The sequence below is a fragment of the Amycolatopsis sp. NPDC005003 genome (assembly GCF_053600695.1).
This window is the reverse complement of the sequence record NZ_JBSGAI010000009.1, coordinates 147967-168953: the sequence shown is the minus strand read 5'-3', so window position 1 is coordinate 168953 and position 20987 is coordinate 147967. Positions and strand designations below refer to the sequence as shown.

The 20987-nt window shown below is 73.1% G+C and carries 6 protein-coding genes; all 6 read right to left on the bottom strand.

Translation table 11 applies throughout. The annotated features are described in order from the left end of the window. Positions 1-12: 12 nt before the first annotated feature. Genes ACWED2_RS13545 through ACWED2_RS13520 form a run of 6 tightly spaced genes read right to left on the bottom strand, consistent with a single transcriptional unit; the run spans position 13 to position 20959 of the window. Entirely contained in the window at positions 13-867 is an 855-nt protein-coding gene (locus tag ACWED2_RS13545) for a 3-hydroxyacyl-CoA dehydrogenase family protein (protein ID WP_449690750.1), read from the bottom strand. Further along, a complete protein-coding gene (locus ACWED2_RS13540) occupies positions 864-2117 on the bottom strand; it encodes a hypothetical protein (RefSeq protein WP_449690749.1) in 1254 nt (417 codons plus the stop codon). The genes ACWED2_RS13545 and ACWED2_RS13540 overlap by 4 nt, the downstream gene beginning before the upstream one ends. Next, positions 2114-3274, bottom strand: a complete 1161-nt coding sequence (locus ACWED2_RS13535) for an acyl-CoA dehydrogenase family protein (protein WP_449690748.1) — start codon at positions 3272-3274, stop codon at positions 2114-2116. The genes ACWED2_RS13540 and ACWED2_RS13535 overlap by 4 nt, the downstream gene beginning before the upstream one ends. Position 3275: 1 nt before the next feature. Further along, the gene (locus ACWED2_RS13530; RefSeq protein WP_449690747.1) at positions 3276-4607 is read right to left on the bottom strand and encodes an acyltransferase domain-containing protein; all 1332 of its coding nucleotides are present in this window, start codon (positions 4605-4607) and stop codon (positions 3276-3278) included. Between the two features lie 14 nt (positions 4608-4621). After that, a complete protein-coding gene (locus ACWED2_RS13525; RefSeq protein WP_449690746.1) occupies positions 4622-20692 on the bottom strand; it encodes an amino acid adenylation domain-containing protein in 16071 nt (5356 codons plus the stop codon). 39 nt (positions 20693-20731) lie between these two features. Further along, positions 20732-20959: an MbtH family protein gene (locus tag ACWED2_RS13520; protein ID WP_449690745.1), complete on the bottom strand. Its 228-nt coding sequence runs from the start codon at positions 20957-20959 to the stop codon at positions 20732-20734. Positions 20960-20987: the final 28 nt, after the last annotated feature.

Genomic DNA, 20987 nt, shown 5'->3' with positions numbered 1-20987 from the left:
TCGCTCCGCTTCTCAGTCGGTGTCATAGCTGAAGAACCCGCGGCCGCTCTTGTGACCGAGGAGCCCGGCGTCCACGTACCTGGTCAGCAGGATCGACGGGCGGTACTTGGGATCGTTGAAGTTCTCGAGCAGCACCTCGAGCGAGTACAGGACGGTGTCCAGGCCGATGAGGTCGGCGGTGGCCAGCGGTCCCATCGCGTGGCCGAAGCAGCGGACGAACAGCCGGTCTATCTCGGCCGCGGTGGCCACGCCCTCGTCGAGCAGGCAGATGGCCTCGTTGAGGGTGAGCATCAGCACCCGGTTGGTGACGAACCCGGGCGAGTCGGCGACCACCAGGCTCTCCTTGCCGATCGCGGTGATCAGCTCCTGGGTGCGCTTGATCGTCTCCGCCGAGGTGTGCACGCCCTTGACGAGCTCGACCAGCGGCTTGAGCTGAGCGGGGTTCATGAAGTGCGTGCCGATCACCCGGTCCGGCCGCCCGGTCCAGCCGGCGACCTTCGTGATCGGGATGGCCGAGGTGTTGACGCCGAACACGCACCGCGGTGCGCAGATCCCTTCGAGCCGGCGGTAAACCGGCTCCTTCACCGCGGGCTTCTCGGTGACGTTCTCCACCACGAACCCGGCCTCGGCGAGCTCGTCCAGCGCGGTGGTGCAGGTGATCAGGCCGGCCACCCGGTCCGGCTCCGCGGCCGGACCCGGCCGGAACAGGCGCGCCATGCGGGCGTCCAGCGCGATCTTCTCCCGTGCCGTCGCCAGCGCCCGCGGGTCGGGGTCGACGAGGGTGACGGGGAGCCCGGCGGCGGCGAACGCCTGGCTGACCCCGATGCCCATGGTGCCGGCGCCGACGACGCCGATGTGTCCGATCATGGCGTGTTCCTTTCCCGCGGATCCGCCAGTGCCCGTCGCACGGCGTCCGGCCAGTTCGCGACGTCGGGTCCGTGCTGGCAGACCAGGGCGAAGGCCAGCCGTTCCAGTCCGAAGCCCACGCAGGCGCTGAAGGCCGGGGTGTCCCGGCCGGTGAGCGAGATGCCGAAGGAGTCGCCGAAGAGGCGCTCGTGGAAGTTGAACGAGGCGACCGCGACCGAGTCGCCGGGGCCGATGTCGAGCTGCAGTTCGTACTTGAGCTCCAGCATCCGCTGCGAGGTCGCCAGCGCGCCGCTGTCGGCGTTGCCGAAGAACGGATCGCTGGCCACCTCGCAGCGACCGGAGACCGCCAGCTCGCCGGCCAGCTCCATGGCCCGGTCCAAGAACCGTTCCCTGGCGGCGAGAACGTCCTCGCGCCCGCCGAGGAAGACGATCTCCCGGATGGTGAAGTCCCACAGCCGGGCGAGCGAACGCTGGTAGCGGGCTTCGTGGCGGAACGACTTGCCGCGCGCGGTGAAGACGGACAGGTGTTCCGGCAGCGGGCGTCCGGCGAACTGGTTGAACGTGTGGTAGCACATGGTCGGCGGCAGGCAGTAGTCCACGCGGTCGCACCGGCCGAGGACCTCCGCACCGGCGCCGCCTCCGGCCGCCCTCCCGGTGCTGTCCACGAAGTCCCGGTAGACGTCCACATCGGACCGGAGCCGGGTGGCGAACATGGCGTGCTGCGGGAACGAGGTGAGGTAGCCGCTCCGCTCCAGGGCGGCGATCGGGATCAGCGTCGGGTAGCGGAACTCGGTTCCGCCGAACTCCTCGGTCACGATCCGCCGGATCACCCGGTCGAGGTCGTCCATCAGGCCGAGCAGGGGCTCGCCGAGCGCCACTTGTCCCTCGCCGACCGGGTAGGCGATCCCGTCGGCGACGAGCCGCTCGAAGGTGCCGGCCGGGGGTTCGCGCCGCACCGGCGACCGCCAGATCACCTTGGGCTCCCTGATGAACTGCCCGAGGACGTCGTTGTGCAGCACCACGTGCAGCTTGTCGGCGAGCCGCTCGGGCAGTTCGGTGCCCGTCGTGGTCACCACCACGGCGGTCACCTGGTCGTGGTCCCCGATCAGCCGGAAGCCGCGGATCTCCTCGGCGGCGAAGAACACCCGTTTGGCGAACTCCCCCGCGAGGGTGTCCGGCAGCGGCGTGTCGAGCCGGACGACGTGCTCGGACGTCGGTTCGCCGACGTCGGTCCGGTGCGACGTGGTCATGCCGCACCCGCCACGCCGAGCAGGCCCGCGATCACGTTGCGCTGGATGTCGGAGGTGCCGCCGAAGAGCACGCAGCCGAGGGCGTCCCGGAGCTCCCGCTCGACCGGCAGATCGCCGACGTAGCCGCGCGCCCCGTGGACCCGGACCGCGTCCAGGGCGGTCTCCAGCAGGCTCTCGCTGGTGAACAGCTTGAGCATCGCCGACTCCAGCAACGCCAGCCGGCCCTGCTGTTTCAGCCAGCCGATCTTGTGGAGCAGCAGGCGGGCCAGCTCGATCCGCACCTGCATGTCGGCCAGCCGGTGCGAAACCGCCTGGTAGGAGCCGATCGGGCGACCGAACTGCGTTCGTTCCCCGGCCCACGCCACGCAGGTGTCCAGGATGCGCTGGGCGCGGCCGACCTGGCTGGCGGCCATGAAGCCGCGCTCCCATTCGATGGTGGAGGTGAACACGTGGTAGCCGGTGCCTTCCGCGCCGAGCAGGTTCCCCGGCGGCACCACACATCCGTCGAACCGGATCTCGCCCATCGGGGTCCCGCGCAGCCCCGCCTTGCTGATCACCCGCCGGACCTCGAGCCCCGGGGTGTCGCGGGGCACGAGGAACGCCGACAGGTCGCGCTGGCCGCCCGGGGAGCGGCCCGTCCTGGCGAAGACCACGTACAGGTCGGCGCAGGGTCCGTTGCTGATGAAGACCTTCGTGCCGGTGAGCACGTAGTGATCGCCCTCGCGCTCGGCCCGGGTGGCGACGGAGAGCACGTCCGACCCGGTGCCGGGCTCGGTCAGGGCGTGCGCGCCGATCATCGAGCCGTCCGCGAGCCGTGGCAGGAAGGCGGCCTTCTGCTCGTCGCTGCCGTGCCGGAGCAGGTAGATCACGCACGCCCACAGGTGGTTGTCGACGGCGAAGACCAGCCCGTTGTCCCGGCACCCGTAGGCCAGCGCCTCGCAGGCGATGATCGTGGTGAGCGGGTCGAACCCCGAACCGCCGTACTCGGCCGGGACCGGCCACCCCAGTACGCCGAAGCCGGCGCACGCTTGCCACCCGTCACGATCGAACGTTTCGTCCCGGTCGTGCTCGGCGGCCTTCTCCCCGAGCTGTTCGCGGGCGAACCGGAGCACGGCCGTCCGCAGCGTGACCTGCTCGTCGGTCAGCGCAAAATCCATGTCATCGCCTCTCTCGCGGCCACAACGCGGCCAAGTCGACCGGCACGCCGGCACACCACAGCCGCCCGGCGGTGCTCAGCAGTGCGGCGGTGTCGCCGCCGCCCGCGGTGGCGCCGGGCAGCGTGGCGAACACCGGTGGCGTCCCGGGTGGCCGGTCCGGGTGCTGCGCGGCGAGGCCGCAGAGCATCTGCCCGGCACCCACCTCGAGGGCGACCACCGAGGGGCGCCGCCACATCGCGGTGAGGTTGTCGTGGAACCGCACGGTGTGGTCGACGTGCCCGGCCCAGTAGCCCGGGCTGGCCGCCTGCGCGCCGGTGATCCAGGTGCCGCTCACGTTGGACAGGAACGGGATCCGCGGCGGGCCGAGCCGGAACCGGCCGGCCAGTTCGGCGAGCGGCGCGCGGATCGGCGTCAGCATCGCGGAATGGAACGCGTGCCGCGTGCCGGCGCGCAGGTGGGACACCCCGTCCGCGGTCAGCCGTTTCTCCAGGCGCTCCACGGCGTGCACGGGCCCGGCGGCCACGCACAGCTCGGGTCCGTCGACCGCGGCCAGCGAGAGCTCTTCGTCCAGGAGGTCCGCCAGCTCTTCCTCGCCGAGCATCACCACCAGCATCGCGCCGGCGGGCGCCGTCTCGATCAGCCCGGCCCGCCTCGCCACCAGGATGAGGGCATCGTCGAGCGGCAGGACCTCCGCCACGGCCGCGGCGACGTACTCGCCGATGCTGTACCCCGCCAGCCCCGACGGCGTGATCCCCCAGCTCAGCAACAGCCGGGCCAGCGCGTACTCCACGGCGAACACGAGGGGCTGTGCCAGGCGGGTGCGGTCGATCTCCGCCACTGCCTCGTCGCGGCGGCCGAGCAGCTTGGCCAGGTCGATCCCGCTGGCGTGGCCGCCGGCGGCGGGTTCGGTGCCGTCGGCGTAGAGCACGGCACGCAGGTCGAGACCGAGCTCGCCGGTCAGGCGCTCGGCGCAGTGGTCCAGCCAGTGCCGGAACACCGGCTCCGACCGGTAGAGCCCGCGGCCCATCCCGGCGTAGTGGTCGCCCACCCCGGGGAACAGGAACACGACCGGCCGGCCGCCGGTCACCGGCTCGGTGACCGGCACCGCCCGGCGCAGCAACCGGACCGCCTCGGTGGCGTCCCTGGCCACGAAGGCCCGCCGGTACGGTGCCTCGGGCCGCCACAGCCGGGGATCGCTCGCCACCTCGGCGAGCGACGTCGACGGCCGCAGCGCCAGGTCGTCGGCCAGCCGCACGGTGATCCGGTCGAGCTCGTCCGGCGTCCCCGCCGACAGCGCCACGAGCTGGCACGGGCGGGTACTTGCTTCGTCCACTGGGCAACGACCCCCTAACCGATCATGTAGTGGATGTCCAGCCGCAACTGGTTGACCAGGTCGGCGAGGAAGGCCGTGTCGCCACCGAGGTTGGCCAGCACCACGATGCCGGCGCCGGTGCGCAGGTCGGCCGCGGTGAAGCTCTGGTGTGAGTTGCGCTCGCCCGGGTGCCCGAACCAGTGGGCGTCGGTGCCGCGGGAACACGCGGTACCGAAGCCGTACTCCCCGGCCACGGGCGTGACCATCAGCTCGGCGAGCTCACGGCCGAGGAACGCGGTGGGACCACCGCCGACCGCCGCCAGCACCTCGAGCTGGACCTTGGCGAGGTCCCGTGCGGTGGTCCACAACCCGCTGCCGGCCACCTCGGCCGTCACCCGCCAGCCGTGCGGGTACGGCCGCCCGTCGCGTTCGTGGCCGTACGCGACCGGACCGGTCCAGGACTCCGCGAAGTCGCATTCGAAACCGCTGTCGGTCATGCCGAGCGGGTCGAGCACCAGTGACCGCAGCGCCTCGGCCGCCGGGCGGCCGGTCACGTCGGCCAGCAGCTGCTGGATCACCGCGAAATGGGCGTTCGAGTAGTGGAAACCCGAGCCCACCGGGCGGTCGCGCACGATCCGGTCCAGCACCTGGCGGAGTTCGGGAACGGGACAGCCGGGCAGGTACTCGCGACGGCGACCGGCGGCCAGCCCGGCCGTGTGGCTGAGCAAGGCCCGCAACGGAACCGGCTCGCCCGCGGGCGGCCGCCACGAGCTCAGCCGGTGCCGGACGTCCTCGTCCAGGTCGAGGTGTCCCTCCTGGACCAGGCGCAGCACGGCCAAGGTCGTCACGTGCTTGCTGACCGAGCACGCGGGGAACAGCGTCCCGGCGGTGACCGGCACCGGATCCTCGCCGCCGGTGGAACCCTGTCCCCACGCGGTGATACGCCCGTCGGCGACGACCGCGACGCTCACGCCGGGCACCCGGTGCCGGGTCATCGGCACGAGCAGCGCGGGCGCGTGCGGGAACAGCGCACCGGCCAGCCGGTCGGCCGGCCCGGGGCCGCGTGCCGCCGAAGACGCGGCGGCCGCGGCCAGCCTCGCGAGCTCGTCCGCGCACGCTCCGGCCACCCGGTCGATGGTCGTCTCGTCGTGCACGTCGGCGAAGTAACCCCAGCGCAGCACGAGCTGCCCGTCGGCGACCTCGGCGTCGACCGTGACGAGGTGGGGGGCGTCGTCCCGGTCAGCCGGCCGGTGCGGGCCCACCCGGGTGTCGAGGAGCACCTGCGCCGCGCGCCGCCCGGCCGCCGCGGCCGCGGTGTCCGGGCGCCGGCGCGCGAGCCCGTGCCCGACGGCGCCGTGCGGCTCGGCACGGACTTGCGCCGCCACCGCGGCCAGCCGCCGGCTCGGGCCGCCGTCGGGCAGGTGCAGCCGGACCGGGTGGGTGGACTCGAACGCGCCGATCGCTCCGGTGAGGTCGAGGTCGTCGAAGACCGGTTCCCGGCCGTCGCACCGGACGTCGATCAGGACGTCGGCCGAACCGGTCCAGCCGGCGAGCGCGTGGGCGACGGCGGCCAGCAGGATCTCGTCGATCCGGTAGCCGGTCCGGCCGGTCGGGGCCGCGGCGGGCCGGACGGTCCGCACCGACCTGGCCGTGGTGTTCCGCCCGTCCGGGTGATCGACCGGCAGCCGCGCCACGTCGGGTCGCGGAGCCAGCCAGAACGCGGACGCCTCGGCGAACGCGGCACTGCCGGCGTACTCGTCCAGCCGCCGTGCCCAGTCCCGGTAGGACGGTCCTCCCGGCAGTTCCTCGCCCCGGGCGGCGGCGGCGAGGTCGGCCACCAGGATCGGCCACGACGAAGCGTCGACGGCGATCCGGTGGGCGACCAGGAGCAGCCGGCAGCCCGTGCCGTCCGGGAGCAACGCGGCGCCGAGGAGCGGGCCGCGGACCGGGTCGAGGCCCGCCGCCAGTCCGGCCGCGACCGGGTCCGGGTCGGGCCGGTCGTGGTGCCCGGTCAGGTCGAGCACCCGGGGCCGGGCGGCTTCGACGTCGGCGACGTCCAGCCGCCGGTCACCCGGTTCCCCGGTGAGCCGCAGCCGCAACGCGTCGTGTCGCGCCACGACCGCGCGCAGCGCTCCCGCCACGTCGGCCGCCGGCCGCCAGGGCACCAGCACCGAGGTGGGTGGCGGCCACGCCTCGCCGTCCGCGGTCAGTTCGTGCAACGCCGGGGTCAGCGGTGGGTGGGCGGCGGCGGGCCGAGGGCGGCCGCCGGTGAGCGCACCGGCCAGCTCCGCGATCGTGCGGTGCTGCAGCACCTGCCGCACCGTGAGGTCCAGCCCCGCGCTCTGAGCCTGCGCGGCCACCTGGAACGCCAGCAGGGAATTGCCGCCGAGGGCGAAGAAGTCTTCGTGCGCACCGGGCCGGTCGACGCCGAGCAGCCGGGTCCAGATTTCGGCGAGCGCCCGTTCGTCCGGCGTCGCCGGCGCCACGTGCGCCTGCACCGTCGACGCCCGGCCCGCCACCGCCGCCACCCCACTGTCTACTTCGGACAGATCGGTGAGGGTGCCGAGAGCGGCGGCCGGCTCCGCGGTGACCACGGCTCGCAGCAGCGAGACGTACTCGGCGAGCAGCTCGTCCGCCGCTTCGGGGCGGTAGCGGGCCGAGTCGTACCGGAGCTGGACGAGCCAGTCGCGGCCACTGCTGACCGCGAGCACGGTCGTGTGCTCGATGTCCCCGTTCACCTCGCCGAGGGGCTCGACGGTGAGACCACCGGAGCCGGTCGCCTCCTCGGTGGCCGCGGCCTCGAAGACGAACCGGGTGTCGGACAACCGCCCGCTGCCGGTGAGGCCGGCCCAGCGGTGGATGTCGACCAGGGAATGGTGCTCGTGCGGGTACCGCCGCACCTGCTGGTCGTGCACCTGCCGCAGCCAGGTGCCGAGCCCGCACGACGGGTCGACGCGCGTCCGGGCCGGGACGGTGTTGATCAGCATGCCGACGATGCGTTCGACACCGGGTGTGTCGGCCGACCGGCCGGCGACGGTGAGGTCGAACACGACGTCGTGGCGACCGCTCGCCCCGGCCAGCAGCAGCGCCCAGGTGGCTTGGGCGAGCACGTTCGCCGTGACCCCGTACCGGCGGGCCGCGTGCCGCACGCCGGTGGTGAGCTCGGCCGGGAGAACGAGGTCCGTCACGGCCATGGTGGCCGGTCCACCGGGGTGGCCGGCGCCGGGCGCGGGGGTCGAGCCGGGGAAGTCCGCGAGCACGGCCCGCCAGTAGGCCTCGCCGCCGGAGCTGCGTCCCAGTGAAGCGACGAAGTCCCGGTAGGGAACCGGAGCCGGCAGCCGCGGCAGATCGCCGGTGCCGGTGAGCGCCTGGTACGCGGCGAACACCTCGGTTTCCACGAGGGTCCGGCTCCACCGGTCGAGCTGGATGTGATGGCTGTTCCAGATCAGCCGGTGGCGGCGTTCGCCCGTCCGCACCAGCACGAGCCGCGTCGGCGGCGCGGTGTGCAGGTCGATTCCGTCGGCTCGCTCGTCGGCCACGAGCCGGTCGAGCCACGCCGCCCGGTCCTCCTCGGGAATCGAGCGGGCGTCCCACCGGTGGACCTCGACCGGCCAAGCGGCGTGCACGAGCTGGACCGGGTGCGGCAGCCCCTCCCACGCGAACCGCGTGCGCAGGACGGCGTGCCGGTCGACCACGAACTGCCAGGCGCGGACGAAGGCATCGGTGTCCAGGTCGCCCTCGATGTCGAAGTTCCACTGCAGGTAGTACGGATCTTCGGCCGTCGTGAGCAGCGTCTCGACGAGCATGCCCGCCTGCAGCGGGGACAGCCGGTAGATGTCCTCGATTCCCTCGGACCGCACCCGCTCGAGCGCGGCACCGTCCAGTCCGGACAGCGGGAAGGCCGCGGGCCGCTCCGACCGGCAGTGCGTCACCAGTGCCCGCACGTGGCCGAGGTAGCGCTGCGCGAGCCGTGCCACGGTGTCCTGGCGGTGCAGGTTCGCGGAGTAGGTCATTGACACGCCCAGCCTGCCCTCGGCGATCGCGGCGTCGACGTCGATGTCGTACGGCCGGCGGGCCAGCGGATCACGTTCGACGGCGAGCGTGGCCGGGAGTTCGACGAACCGGGCCGCGCCGGCGCGCTGCCGGTCGAGCCGGCCGTGGTAGTTGAACGAGACCTGCGCCGAGTCGGTGGCGGCCGTGTCGGCGCCGCGAAGGTAGCGGCTCACGCCGTATCCGATCCCGTTGTGCGGATCGGCCCGCAGCCGCGCCTTGACCGCGTCGAGCCGGGCCGCCCAGCCACCGTCGGGGAGCAGGAATTCGACCGGGCGAATGGTGGTGAACCAGCCGACGGTGCGGGTCAGGTCGATGTCGTCGAACAGTGGTTCGCGCCCGTGCCCCTCCAGGTCCACGGTGATGCGGTGCTCGCCGGTCCACTCGGTCAGCGTCCGCGCCAGCGCGGCCACCAGGACGTCGTTGATCTCGGTGCCGTGGCCGGCCGCCACGTCTTCCAGCTCCGCGGTGACTTCGGCCGGCAGGGAGACCTCGACCGAACGCGCCGACTCCTCGGTGTTGGGGCCGCGGTCGTGGTCGACGGGAAGCGCGGTGTGCGCCGTGTGCGGGTGCCGGGTGTCCCCGGTCGGCACGTACGAGCTCAACCGGCTCGCCCAGTCCGCGAAGGAACTGGTCTTGGCGGGCAGCCGGACGCTCCGGCCGGCCGTGAGCTGGGCACAGGCGGTGGTGAGGTCCTCGAGCAGGATGTTCCAGGAGACGGTGTCGACCGCGATGTGGTGGATGGCGATGAACAGCCGGCCGGAGCCGTTGCCGGCACCGGTGAACAGGGCGGCGCGGACCAGGCTCGCCTGTTCGAGGGACAGACCGGACTGGATCCGGGCGGCCACTTCGGTGCAAGTCCGCTCGCTCTCCCCGGCCGGGAGGCCGGACAGGTCGACGACCTCGAGCAGTTCGCGGTCCTGGACGGGCGTGACCTCGGCGCGCCACGAACCGTCCTGGCGGAACAGCCGGGTGCGCAGGGCGTCGTGGTGGGCGACCAGCGCCGACAACGCGGCCGAGAGCAGTTCGGGCGGGACCAGGGCACGGCACTCCAGCAGGACGGCTTGGTTGTAGTGGTCCAGCCCGCCGTGGACCTCGGTGAACCAGTGCAGGATCGGGGTCAACGGGACCGGGCCGGTCACCACGCCCTGCTCCGCCCGAACCGGGACCGCGACGCCGGCGTCGACGGCCTCGGCGAGCCGGGCGATGGTGCGGCACTCGAACACCTGCCGGAGGATGACCGGCGTGCCGTCCTGCCGGAGCCGGGCCACGACCTGGATGGCGAGGATGGAGTCGCCGCCGAGGGCGAAGAAGTCGTCGTGCACGCCGACCCGGTCGACACCGAGGACACGCGCCCAGACCTCGGCGAGGAGGCGCTCGGTCCCGGTGCGCGGTGCGAGGTGGGTGGTGCCGGCGGCCGCCGGGCCGTCCGGGTCCGGCAGGGCGGTGCGGTCCACCTTGCCGGCCTGGGTCAGCGGCATCCGGTCCAGCACCGTCCAGCGGGCGGGCACCATGTGCCCGGGCAGCGTGGTCGCGGCGAACGCGCGCAGCTCGTCCGGGTCGGCCGTGCGGCCGGGGTGGGCGACGACGTAGGCGGCGAGCCGCTTGTTCCCGGCGGAATCCGCGTCGGCGGTGACGACCGCCTCGCTGACCCCGGGGTGCAGTGAAAGCCGGGCTTCGATCTCACCGAGTTCGACCCGGTGACCGCGGATCTTGACCTGGTGATCGGCTCGGCCGAGGAATTCCAGGTCACCGTTCGCCCGGTACCGGGCCAGGTCACCGGTCCGGTACATCCTCGACCCGGCCGGGCCGAACGGCTCCGGCACGAACTTCTCCGCCGTCAACCCGGGACGCCGCCAGTACCCGCGGGCCACCCCGGACCCGCCGATGCACAGCTCGCCCGCCACGCCCACCGGAACCGGGTTGGACCACTCGTCCAGCACGTACATCCGGGTGTTGGCGATCGGCCTGCCGATCGACACCGGCACCGCGGGGTCGAAGTCCTGGCCGATCACGTAGGTGGAGCAGCCCACGACCGTTTCGGTGGGTCCGTACTCGTCGATGATCCGCGCCTCCGGCGCGATCTTCCGCCACGCCACCACCGTCTCCGGCCGCACCTCGTCCGCACCCACCACGAACGTCCGCACCGAATCCACAGTGGACCCTTCACCCAGCTCGGCCCGCAGCACGTCCAGATGACCCGGGGTGAGCTTCAGCAACGAGAAATCCCCGGGCCCGCTCAACAGCTCCGCCAGAGCCGACAGGCCACGATCCTTCCGCAGCAGGGTGACGTCCTTGCCGCCGATCAACGGGAGGAAGAAGTTCGGCACCGACAGGTCCACCGCAATAGAACCGACCATCGGGGCGCCGGACGCGCCGTCGAGGCCGTAGCCGTCGATGGCCCACCACAGGTAGTTCACCAACCCGTGGTGGGAGATCATCACGCCCTTGGGGCGACCGGTCGACCCCGACGTGTACATCACGTACACCAAGTTGTCCGGGCCGTTGACCGGAACCGGGTCCGTGTCCGGGTGGGAGGTGAGCTCCGAGGGCTCACCGTCCAGCAGCACCACCGCACCGGCGAACTCGGTGGGCAGCACGGCGGCCACCGCTTGCTGCGTCACGACGTGCCCCGCGGCGGTGTCGGACAGCATGTACCCCAGCCGATCGGCGGGGTGCTCCGGGTCGAGCGGAAGGTACGCACCACCGGACTTGACCACCCCGAGCAGTGCCACCAGCAGGTCCACCCCGGACTCGACGCACACCCCGACGACCGATTCGCACCCGACACCGCGATCCCGCAGCAGGTGTGCCAGCCGGTTCGATCGCGCGTTCACCTCGCCGTAGGTCGCCACCGAACCGTCCACGTCCACCACGGCGACCGCACCCGGCGCCCGGCGAACCGCAGCCTCGAACAACTCCCCCAACGTCGACCGCGGCACCGCCAGTCCGGTGTCGTTCCACTCCCGCAGCACCGTCTCCCGCTCCGCCGGCGGCAGGATGTCCAGCTGCCGCAGGGCGGACTCCGGGGCCTCGACCATGCCGAGCACGAGGTGCTCGATGTGGCCGAGCAGCCGGGCACAGGTGTCCCGGCCGAAGCGCGCCCGGTGGTAGGTGGCGACCAGCTCGATGGTGTCGTGATCGGCGACGTCGAGCACCAGCGGGCAGTCGGTCTGCTCGAGGAACTCGCCGCGTGCTTCGATTTCCGGCCCGTCCGCGGGCTGTCCGCCGGACATGAAGTTCTCGTAGCTGAAGATGTGGTCGAACAACGCGGTGTACGGCGGGAAGTCCGTCCACTGCCGGATGTCGGCCAGCGCGCTGTGCTCGTGCTCGCGCAGCTCGAGCTGTTTGCCGTGGCGGGCGGCGAGGTAGTCGACGACCCGGGCCTCCGGATCGACCGCCACCCGGGTGGGCAGGGTGTTCGCCAGCATGCCCACCATCCGCTCGATACCGGGCAGGTCCGCGGCGCGCCCGGCCACCACGGTGCCGAACAGCACGTCGGTCTCGCCGGTGTAGCGGCTCAGCGCCAGCGCCCAGGCGGCCTGCAGCACCGTGCCGACCGTGCACTCGCAGCGCACCGCCAGCCGGCGCACCCGGTCGGCCAGTCCGGCCGGCAACCGGCGGTGCACCCGGTCGACGCCGGGGCCGCCGTCGACGGGCGGGATGGCCGGCAGGACCGTGGATCCGGTGCGCCCGGCGAGCTCGGCCCGCCAGAACCGCTCGTCCGCCGCGCGGTCCTGGCGCTCGATCCAGGCGACGTGGTCGCGGTACGGCACCACCTCGGCCGGCTCGGGCACCCGATCGCCCTCGAGTGACCGGTACGCGGCGAACACCTCGTCGAGCACCGTGGACACGCTCCACGCGTCCAGCACGGCGTGGTGGAAACTCCACAGGACGTGGTGCTCGTCCGGCGCGGTGGTGACGAGGGTGAGCCGGCACGGGCATTCGGCGGTGAGGTCGAACCCGGCCGCGCGATCGGCCCGCATCAGCCGGTCGAACTCCGCCGGCACGGCCGCCGGTGCGAGGCCGGTCCAGTCGAGCCGGTCGACCCGGATCCGGTGGCCGCGCAGCACCACCTGGACCGGGCGGGGAAGTCCCTCCCAGGCGAACAGGGTGCGCAGTGCGGCGTGCCGGTCGACCACCTGCTGCCAGGCGGCGACAAACTTGTCCACGGTCAGCCCGGCGCGGACGACGAACCCGTTCTGCTCGAAGTAGTCCTCGGAGTCCGCGTCGTACAGCGAGCGGAACAGCATGCCGTGCTGCAGTGGCGTCAGCGGGTAAACGTCCTCGACGTCGGCGGCGCGCACCGCGGCCCGGCCGTCGCGGAGGCGGGCCAGCAGTCCGTCCAGGGTTTCCTGATCGAGCCCGGCCAGCGGGAAGTCGCTCGGCGTGGCGCCTTCCGCGCCGCCGACGCAGTGCCCGACCAGGTCGGCGAGGTGCCGGGTGAACGCGGTCGCGAGCCGGTGGATCCCGGCCCGGTCGTGTTCGCGGTGCGAATAGCCCCACGAGAGCTGGAGCCGGCCGTCGCGGACCGCCGCGTTGATGTCCAGCGGGTACGGCCGGGACGCCCGCCCGGACCGGTCGGCGCCGAGCCCGCCGGGCAGCGCGCGGAACCTGCCGCCGCCCGCACCGGCCGGATCGATCCGGCCGGCGTAGTTGAACGACGCCAGTGCCGCGGGCGGTGTCTCCCGGGGCGGGGCCGACCGCAGAAGCTGTTTGACCGCCTTGAGGTGGGCACCCCAGCCGCCCGCGGCCGCCGGCAGGGTGACCGGGCGCAGGCTGGTGAACCAGCCGACGGTGCGGCTCAGGTCGACGTCGTCGGACTCCGGTTCGCGGCCGTGTCCCTCCAGGTCGACGGTGACCGCGGCCTCGCCGGTCCACTCGGTCAGCGTGCGGGCCAGCGCCGTCAGCAGCACGTCGTCGATCTCGGTGCGGTAGGCCGCCGGCACCTGTCGCAGCAGCGCCTCGGTCAGTTCGGCCGGCACCTCGACGTCGACGGTCCGGGTCGACTCCTCGGTGCCGTGGCCGGGAAGCGGGGTGCCGCTCGCGGGGAGTTCGTCCCGGGAAACCCGCCGGGCCCACTCCTGGTAGGAGGTGGTCTTCCGGGGCAGCCGGACGGGCTGGCCGGCCTCGTGCCGTCGGCAGGCCGTGGCGAGGTCCGCCAGCAGGGTGGTCCACGAAACGGTGTCGACGGCGATGTGGTGGACGGCGATGAGCAACCGGTCCGGGTTCCCGTCGTCGCCGGTGAACAACGCCGCGGCGACCAGCCGCCCGTCGGCCACGGAAAGCCCGGACTGGACCTCGTCGGCCACCCGCCGGCAGGCGGCGCTCCGCTCGTCCGCCGGAACGCCGGTCAGGTCGACGACCCGCAGCAGCTCGTGGTCCCGGACCGGGGTGACCTCCGCCCGCCAGGAACCGTCCTGGCGGAACAGCCGCAGCCGCAGCGCGTCGTGGTGGGCGACCAGGGCCGACAGCGCGGCCGACAGCGCGGCGGGCCCGACCGGCTCGGTGCATTCCAGGACCACCGACTGGTTGTAGTGGTCCAGCCCGCCGTGGTGGTCGGTGAACCAGCGCAGGATCGGCGTCAGCGGCACCGCGCCGGTCACCACGCCCTGCTCGGCGCGTACCGGGGCGGCTTCCGGCCGGCCGGCCAGCGCACCGAGCGCCGCGATGGTGCGGTGCTCGAACAGCTGTCGCACGGTCAGGTGGAGGCCGGCCTGCCGGGCCTGGCCGGCGATGTGGATGGCCAGGATGGAGTCACCGCCGAGCTCGAAGAACTCGTCGTGCACGCCGACCCGGTCGATGCCGAGGACGCGCGTCCAGATCTCGGTGAGGAGGCGCTCGTTCTGCGTGCGGGGCGCGAGGTGAGCGGTGCCGGCCGGCACCGTGCGGTCCGGGTCCGGCAGGGCGTCGCGGTCCACCTTGCCGGCCGGGGACAACGGCATGCGGTCGAGCGCGGTGAAGGTGGCGGGCACCATGTGGCCGGGCAGGGCGGCGGCGAGGAACTCGTGCAGCTCGGCGTGCGTGGGGGCGGAACCGGCCACGGGCACGAGGTAGGCGGCGAGCCGCTTGTGCCCGGCGGGGTCCGGCCGGGCGGTCACGACGGCCTCGCTCACCCTGTCGTGCAACAGCAGCCTGGCCTCGATCTCGCCGAGTTCGACGCGGTAGCCGCGGATCTTGACCTGGTGGTCGATGCGGCCGAGGAACTCGAGGTTGCCGTCGCCGCGGAACCGGGCGAGGTCCCCGGTGCGGTACAGCCGGGCGCCCGGTTCGGTGCCGAACGGGTCGGGGACGAACTTCTCGGCGGTGAGGGCCGCCCGCCGCCAGTACCCGCGCGCGACGCCGGAGCCGCCGATGTACAGCTCGCCCGCCACGCCGATCGGCACCGGGTCGAGGGCTTCGTCCAGCACGTGCATCCGGGTGTTGGCGATGGGTTTGCCGATGGATACCGGCCGGGACGGGTCGAAGCCGTCGTCGACGAGGTAGGTGGAACAGCCCACCACCGTCTCGGTCGGCCCGTACTCGTCGATGATCCGCGCCTCCGGCGCGATCTTCCGCCACGCCACCACCGTCTCCGGCCGCACCTCGTCCGCACCCACCACGAACGTCCGCACCGAATCCACAGTGGACCCATCACCCAGCTCGGCCCGCAGCACATCGAGATGACCCGGGGTGAGCTTCAGCAGGCTGAAATCCCCGGGCCTGCTCAGCAGCCCGGCCAGCGTGGACAGGCTCCGGTCCGGCGGCAGCAGCGTGACGTCCTTACCGCCGATCAGGGGTAGGAAGAAGTTCGGCACGGACAGGTCCACCGCAATGGAACCCAGCATCGGGGCGCCGGACGCGCCGTCGAGGCCGTAGCCGTCGATGGCCCACCACAGGTAATTCACCAGACCGTGATGGGAGATCATCACGCCCTTGGGCCGACCGGTCGACCCCGACGTGTACATCACGTACACCAAGTTGTCCGGGCCGTTGACCGGTGCGGGGTTGCTGTCCGGACCGGCGTCGATGGCGGGGCGGTCGTCGTCCAGCAGCACGACCGAGCCGTCGAACTCGCCGGGCAGCGCCCCGGTGAACCGCCGCCGGGTGACGACGAGCCGGGCGGCCGTGTCGGCCAGCATGAACGCCAGCCGGTCCGCCGGATGCCCCGGGTCCAGCGGGAGGTACGCGGCACCGGACTTCACCACGCCCAGCAACGCGACCAGTGTGTCCACACCGGACTCGAAGCAGACGCCCACCACCGATTCGGCGGCCACCCCCCGGGCCCGAAGGTGGTGCGCGAGCCGGTTGGCCCGTGCGTTCAACTCCGCGTAGGTCACCACCGAACCGTCCACGTCCACCACGGCAGCCGCGGCCGGCACCCGCGCGGCCGCCGCCTCGAACAACTCCGCCAGCGTCGCTCGCGGCACTTCCGCCGCCGTGTCGTTCCACCCCCGCACCACCAGCTCCCGCTCGGCGGGCGCCATGACGTCCACACCGGACACGCGAACCCCGGGATCCGCCACCACCTGCGCCAGCGTGGCGGCCAGCCGGGCCACCATCCGCTCGGCGGACTCCTGGTCGAACACGTCGCTCGCGTAGTGCAGCTCCAGCTCGACCAGCTCGCCGCGGTCCACGGCGAACACGCTCAGGTCGACCTTGCCGGACTCGGCGCCCAGGTCGGCGACGTCGACCTCCAGCCCGGCCAGCCGCCACTGCTCGTCGTCGGCCCGGAACAGCTGGAGCAGCACCTGGAACAGCGGATTCCGGCCGGCTTCGCGGTCCGGGCGGACCGCGGCCACGACGTCCTCGAAGGACACGTCCTGGTTTTCCAGCACCGCGAACATCGTGCGCTGCGTCCGGTCCAGCAGCTCGGTGAACATCGGGTCGCCGGCGAGGTCCGCCGGAATCGCCACCGTGTTGGCGAACATGCCGATCAGGTCGTCGAGGTCGGCCCGGTCACGGCCGGAGACCAGCGAGCCGATCGCGAACCGGTCCTCGCCGCCGCACCGGCGCAGCACCACCGCCAACGCCGCGAGCAGCAACGAGAACAGCGTCACGCCGCGATCCTGGGCGAGCCGCCGCATCGCCGCGGTCAGCTCCGCGGACAGGGCGTGGCCGGCCGTGCCGGCGCGGTAGGACGGTACGGCCGGGTGCGGACGGTCCGTGGGCAGCCGCAGCACCGGTGCCACCGCGCCGAGCGCGTCCCGCCAGTAGGCCAGCTGCCGCTCCCGCACCTCGCCGGAGATCCGGTCCGCCTGCCAGCGGGCGTAGTCGGCGTACTGCACGGCCAGGTCCGGCACCGCCGGCTCGGCACCGCGCACCGCGGCCGCGTAACGCTCCCCCAGCTCCCGGGCCAGTACCGTCCAGCCGTCGGTGACGAGGTGGTGCAGGTTCAGCACGAGCAGGTGCTCGTCGTCGCCGACGCGGACCAGCGTGGCGCGGAACAGTGGTCCGCCGGTCAGGTCGAACGGGCGGCGCGACTCGCCTTCGGCCAGTTCCACCGCCCTCTCCCTCGCCGCGGCGGGGTCCCCCGAGACGTCGACGAGGTCGAACGCGGCGGTCCGGGCCGCACCGATCACGACCACCGGTTCGGTGACCCCGGCGTAGGTCGTGCGCAGGACCTCGTGCCGGCGGACCACCCCGTCGATCGCCTGCCGCAACGCGGTCACGTCGAGGGTGCCGCGCAACCAGAGGGCTCGGTGCACGCTGTAGAGCGAGTTGTCGGCGAGGAACTGGTCGACCACCCACAAGCCGTGCTGCACCGGCGAAAGCGGCACCGGCTCGTCCGGCGGGCGCGCGGGGATGCGCACCGGTTGCCGCTCGGCCGGGCCGGCCTCGGCGGCCAGCGCGGCGATCGTGCGGTGCTCGAACACCTGCCGGAGCGTGACCGGGACACCGGCCTGCCGGACCCGGCCGACCACCTGGACGGCCAGGATCGAGTCGCCGCCCAGCCGGAAGAAGTCGTCGTGGACACCGACGCCACCGATGTCGAGCACGTGTGCCCAGGCCTCGGCCAGCACCCGCTCCGTCTCCGTGCGCGGCGCGACGCCGGGCACCGCGGTGTTCCCGGCGGGCCCGGGATCCGGCAGGGCCGTCCGGTCGACCTTGCCGGCCCGGGTGAGCGGCAGCCGGTCGAGCAGCACCCACGAGCCGGGCACCATGTACTCCGGCAGCGCCGCGGCCGCGAACTCGCGCAACTCCGCGACGTCCGGCGCCGGCCCGGAAGGAGCCACGAGGTAGGCGACGAGCCGCTGGTGGCCCGCCAGGTCCGGGCGGGCGTCCACGACGGCCTCGCTCACCCTCTCGTGCGACAGCAGCGTGGCCTCGACCTCGCCGAGCTCGACGCGGTAGCCGCGGATCTTGACCTGGTGGTCCGAGCGGCCGAGGAACTCGAGGTTGCCGTCGCCGCGGAACCGGGCCAGGTCGCCGGTGCGGTACATCCTCGTCCCGGCCGGGCCGGACGGATCCGGCACGAACTTCTCCGCCGTCAGCCCCGGCCGCCGCCAGTAGCCGCGGGCCACCCCGAAGCCGCCGATGCACAGTTCCCCGGTCACCCCGAGCGGAACCGGGTTCAGGTCCCGGTCGAGCACGTACATCCGGGTGTTGGCGATGGGTTTGCCGATCGGCACCGGTCGCGCCGGGTCGAAGTCCTCGTCGACGAGGTAGGTGGAGCAGCCCACGACCGTCTCGGTCGGCCCGTACTCGTCGATGATCCGCGCGCCCGGCGCCACCTCCCGCCACGCCGCCACCGTCTCCGGGCGCACCTCGTCCGCGCCGACCACGAAGGTGCGCACCGAGTCCACAGTGGAATCCGCAGCCAGCGTCGCCCGCACGAGGTCCAGGTGGCCGGGGGTCAGCTTCAGCAGGCTGAAGTCGCCGGGCCGGGCCAGCAGCTCGCCCAGTGCCGACAGGCTCCGGTCCGGCGGCAGCAGCGTGACGTCCTTGCCACCGATCAACGGGAGGAAGAAGTTCGGCACCGAAAGGTCCACTGCAATGGAACCCAGCATCGGGGCGCCGGACGCGCCGTCGAGGCCGTAGCCGTCGATGGCCCACCACAGGTAGTTCACCAACCCGTGGTGAGAGATCATCACGCCCTTGGGCCGGCCGGTCGACCCCGACGTGTACATCACGTACACCAGGTTGTCCGGACCGTTCACCACCACCGGATCGGTGGCCGGACTCCCCTCGATCACGGCCCGGTCGTCGTCCACCAGAACCAGGTCCCCGCCGTGGCCCCGGGGCAGCGCACCGGCGAGGTGCGCCGCGGTGACCACGACGCGCGCACCGGTGTCGGCCAGCACGAACCCGAGCCGGTCCGCCGGGTGGTCCGGGTCGAGCGGCAGGTAGGCGCCCCCGGACTTCACCACCGCCAGCAAGGCCGCCAGCTGGTCCACCCCGGACTCCAGGCAGACGCCGACGACCGACTCGCAGCCCACCCCGCGGTCTCGCAGGTGGTGGGCGAGCCGGTTCGCCCGCGCGTTCAACTCGGCGTACGTCGTCACCGAACCGTCGGTGTCCACCACGGCCCGCGCGTCCGGCACCCGCCGCGCAGCGGCCTCGAACAACTCACCCAAGGTCGCCCACGGCACCTCCGCCGCCGTGTCGTTCAACCCCCGCACCACCAGCTCCCGCTCGGCGGGCGGCATGACGTCCACTGTGGACAGCGGGGCGTCCGGGGCGCGCACGACCTGTTCGAGCACCGTGGCGACCCGCTCGGCGTAGCGCACGGCGGTGGCGTGGTCGAAGACGTCGTGCGCGTACTCGATCTCGAGGTCGAGCCGGCCGCCGTCGTGAATGCCGTAGAGGGCCAGATCGACCTTGCCGAGCCCGTTGTGCGTCTCGGCGGTCCGCACGTCGAGGTCGCCGAACCGCCACCGTTCGTCGTCGACCGCCACCAGCTGGAACAGCACCTGGAACAGCGGGCTGCGGCCGGGCTCCCGCTCCGGGCGCACCGCGGCCACCACGTCCTCGAACGACACGTCCTGGTGGCCCAGCGCGCCGAGCACGGCCTGCCGGGTCCCCTGCAGCAGCTCACCGAAGGTCGGGTTCCCGGACAGGTCGACCGGGATCGCCACGGTGTTGGCGAACATCCCGATCAGGTGCTCGACCTCGGGGCGTTCCCGTCCCGAGGTGAGCGAGCCGACCGCGAACCGGTCCTGGCCCGCGCACCTGCCCAGCACCACGGCGAACGCGGTCAGCAGCAGGGAGAACAGCGTCACCCCGCGCTCCTGGGCGAGCCGGCGCGCCGCCGCGGTCAGCTCGGCGTCGAGCGACCGCCGCACGCGGCCGGCCCGGTAGGACGGCCGCGCCGGGTGCCGCCGGTCGGCCGGCAGCCGCAGCACCGGGTCGATCCCGTCGAGCACCGAGCGCCAGTACCCGAGCTGCTCGTCGCGCAACCGCCCGGCGAGCCTGCGCACCTGCCAGTACGCGTAGTCGCCGTACTGAACCGGCAGCGCGGGCAGTTCCGGCGCGCGTCCCGCCACTTCGGACGCGTAGAGCTCACCGAGGTCGCGGCCCAGCACGGTGCAGGACCAGGCGTCGCTGACCAGGTGGTGCATGTTCAGCACCAGCAGGTGTTCTGCCGCCGCCGTGCGGAACAGCCTGGCCCGCAGGGTCGGCCCGGTGGCGAGGTCGAACGGGGTGCGCAGCTCCGCTGCCGCCAGGTCGAGGGCGCGCTGCCGGGTTTCCGGCGCGGGGAGCCCGGTGAGGTCCGTGACCCGGAAATCCGCTTCGCGGGTGGCTGCCACCTGCTGCAGCGGCAGCGTGTCGCCGGCGTAGGTGGTGCGCAACGTCTCGTGCCGCGCCACCAGCCGGTCGAGACCGGCGCGCAGGGCCGCCACGTCCAGCTCGCCCCGCAGCCACAGGCTCCGGTGCACGCCGTAGAGCGAGTTGTCGTCGAGGAACTGCTCGACCAGCCACAGGCCCCGCTGCACCGGCGAAAGCGGCACCGGCGCACCGGGTGGCGCGGTCATCGGCTCGTCCGTGGTGCCGCCGCGGACGCCCCGCAGCCGCTGCAGCGCCAGCGCACGCTGCGCGGCCGTGAGCCCTCGGTGTTCGTTCGACGTCGTGGTCATGGCTTCCTCGCGTCTGGTCCGTCCGGTCTCGTGGGTCGCTCAGCCGTTCGCCGCCGCTTGCCGGTCGGCCATCTTCCGGCGCAGGCTGAGCGGACGCATGTCCACCCAGACCTCCTCGACGTGCCGCAGGCAGTCCTCTTTGGACCCGGCGGTGCCGTCGGTGCGCCACCCGGCGGGCACGTCCTTGCCCTCCGGCCAGATCGAGTACTGCTCCTCGTCGTTGACGACCACCACGTAGCGGTCCGCCCCGGTCTCGTTCTCCGACATCTCGGTACCCCTTCCCTTCCGGTGGCCG